This window comes from Hyphomicrobiales bacterium (genome assembly GCA_039973685.1).
Taxonomy (GTDB): Bacteria; Pseudomonadota; Alphaproteobacteria; order Rhizobiales; family JACESI01; genus JACESI01.
In genome coordinates this window covers 1-2727 of the sequence record JBDWKL010000031.1, presented here as the reverse complement: position 1 = coordinate 2727, position 2727 = coordinate 1, and the positions used below count along the sequence as shown (strand labels likewise).

At 45.7% G+C, this 2727-nt stretch carries 3 protein-coding genes; 1 reads left to right on the top strand and 2 read right to left on the bottom strand.

What is annotated here, in order from left to right; genetic code table 11:
* A partial coding sequence (locus ABJO30_08880) for a VCBS repeat-containing protein (protein ID MEP3232927.1) occupies nucleotides 1-634 on the bottom strand: 634 nt, incomplete at its 3' end.
* A gap of 3 nt (nucleotides 635-637) precedes the next feature.
* Nucleotides 638-1282, bottom strand: coding sequence for a DUF6796 family protein (locus ABJO30_08875; GenBank protein MEP3232926.1), 645 nt, complete (start codon nucleotides 1280-1282; stop codon nucleotides 638-640).
* A gap of 837 nt (nucleotides 1283-2119) precedes the next feature.
* On the opposite strand from ABJO30_08875, the gene ABJO30_08870 reads away from it, so the two are divergent.
* The gene (locus ABJO30_08870) at nucleotides 2120-2440 is read left to right on the top strand and encodes a zf-HC2 domain-containing protein (protein MEP3232925.1); all 321 of its coding nucleotides are present in this window, start codon (nucleotides 2120-2122) and stop codon (nucleotides 2438-2440) included.
* Nucleotides 2441-2727: the final 287 nt, after the last annotated feature.

The window sequence follows — 2727 nt, the reverse complement described above, 5'->3', positions numbered from 1 at the left end:
GTTCTGATGTCCCGCTGTATTCATCACGGTTGAAGATATTCAAACCTTCGATTTTGTCGTTTTGGATGTACCCAGACACGAACATATCGAAATGCCCATCTCGGTTAACATCAGCGATTGCGAGCGATAGGCCAGAGGTGTTTTCGTTCATCTGTGTGTTTAACTTTTCACTGGTGAACATGCCACCGTTGTTTGTGTAAAGCCAAATACCTTCGGGGTGAGTGACAAGCATATCGGCTTGTCCGTCTTTGTTGTGATCCAAAACCGCGGTGCCAAAAGCGGTGCCATCGCCTGGTTTGTTCAAACCTGCTTGATTGGCTACAGGAACGAATTCGCCATTTTCAAATTTGAAAACACCATTTTCTTGTTGGAAGCTACCACCGATGAACAGCTCTTCAGTGCCGTCACCATCAATGTCGATCGCGGCGCTTCCGGTCATTGGTAATGATGTAGCATCTTTATGTGACTGGAAGAATGGAACCTCAACATGGTCAAATTCTGGAATGATCGTATCGCCAAGATCGACGTCATAATCAACACGGCGATCGTTCAAGGTGTATGCAGACAAAATAATGGCCATGGTCCCAACAAGTGGCACCATCACCATCGGTACATATTTCAGTTTTTTGAGCATGAATCAGCCCTCCAGATTTAGTTTTGAGGCAACGCGAAGCGATACCGAGAACATGACAAAGTAGGACACGTTCAAAGCAATAGGCATGATGTATTTACCAATCGCAGGAACTGTAAAGAAGATAATGAACGCCACGATGATCAAGAAGATCGGATTAAGGACTGCCATCGCGCGCGGATAGAACGATCTACCTGTCAAGCAAAGCCAGATGAAGATGATAGACAGCACTAGAACACCGCCGCGTACAACTTGCAGCAAGCTCTCGTATCGAAGTGTGTACAAATCAAGTTGTTCCTTGATCCCACCAGCAGCAACCAGCTCAACGGCACTGGCACGTGACCCTATCCAGACAGCTCCGACAATACAGGCATATGCCATCACAAGGCCTGCGATGCGTGCGGCAACCTCGTTGGCTGGGCGCAACATAAGATAGATGTGAAAAGCACCAACGACATAAAGCGGAGCTCCAAAAACGCCAAAGAAGTGACCTATCGTAGCGCGTTCTCGGGTGACACCTTCGAAAAAGGCAAACGGGTCTGTGTATCGCGCTAATTTATCGTAATGGAGTAAAAATTCGCCGATCCCAACCAAGATCGCCGCAGCGAGCCCGATCTGTCCTGTTATCATTATCAATCGTTTTTGTGTCATTTAGATTGTTCTTTCATCATTCGTTATTGGATCTCTAAGGGTCAGAAACGACCTGAGCAGTGAAAGCAGTTACCAGCTTAGAAAGCTATCTAGTGAGTGGCCATACAGAACTCTTTGGGGGGGAAAGCAACCTCTCGCAACCCTTTGTGATCAAACGTGCTTGGTTTTGAAGAAAGCGTTGAGGGTGATCCGATGTGGAACGGTCGTTTCCATTTTTCCCTTTTGATACCCAGTTTGGTGCTCAGTTTGATACCTTATCATATTCCTCTGAGATTTCAGATGCTCCGAAGCGAGAAAACGTTACAAAAGAAAAGACCCTTTCGTTACTTTTGTATCGACTAAAGTTGTGAGGTTGTGTGGGATGAATATTAAGGTGAGGATCACTCTGCTGAGATTTTGAACTCTAGTGACGCAACTTTGACTAAGGGCGAGGCCGTTCAATTCGTCCGCGAAAATCTAAATTGGATGCTAGAGGCTGCATTTGGCGTTTTAAACGATAGGTGCGAGCAAAGGTCCCTTCCAAACTGAATATGCATGATCGTCGCTCAACCCTGAAGGCGTGGATACACCGTGTCGTGTCAAACTGAAAAACCATTGTCCTGCTACGCGCGAATTTCTGTTATCGTGTCGTCATTTTAACGATTATGCCAGAGAGGCGACTATAGCATAACCTGACAAATATCGTATTGATTTGTGTCTTCGTGACGGCGAGGATTTTAGCACCACTGAAACCGCTACGGCATTGAATTTGAGTGAGGTTAATGTTAAGGAGAGATCGCATCGCGTAGGTGCCGCCTTGAAGACGCTTTTCAAACCCTATGTCAAAGAGCTAAAGTTATGAGCCAACTTGAATCTCGAGAAACGGCCCGACCTTTAGCAGCAATGCTATTTCGATCGCCGTTCATGATTAATTGTGAGGAATTCGAAGCATTTATTGTCGATTACCTCGATGGAAATTTGACAAAGAGCCAAAAGAGTAAGTTTAATTTACATCTGCTCTTTTGTAACGAGTGTCGCGATTACTTGCGATTATACAAAACAACGATAGAGCTCTCACAAGCGCAAGCTGATGTGCCGTACTCTCAGATGGAGATGGAAGAGATCCCAGAGCGCTTCATAAACGCTGTTTTGTCGTCTCGTGAAAATGACGAGACATAAAGCACTTACTTGCCTAAGCAATCGCATCCACATTCTTTAAGACCAACCGATCGTATACTTGAGCACTGCCCAGTTGTTGTCAGTCGATCATAATGGCCCTCCCAAGATCGGTGGTAACTGTCATTGACAGCTCCAAAATCTACATTGAATGCCGATAGGTCAATAAGGTCGTGATCGCCTTCGAAATCGTGGACGTAATCTTTGCCTGAACTAAACCGTAAGCGTTGCTTCAGCCCTTAAAGTTCCACGGTAGCAGCTGATCGACGTGCTTCTGTTTATGGCCATTG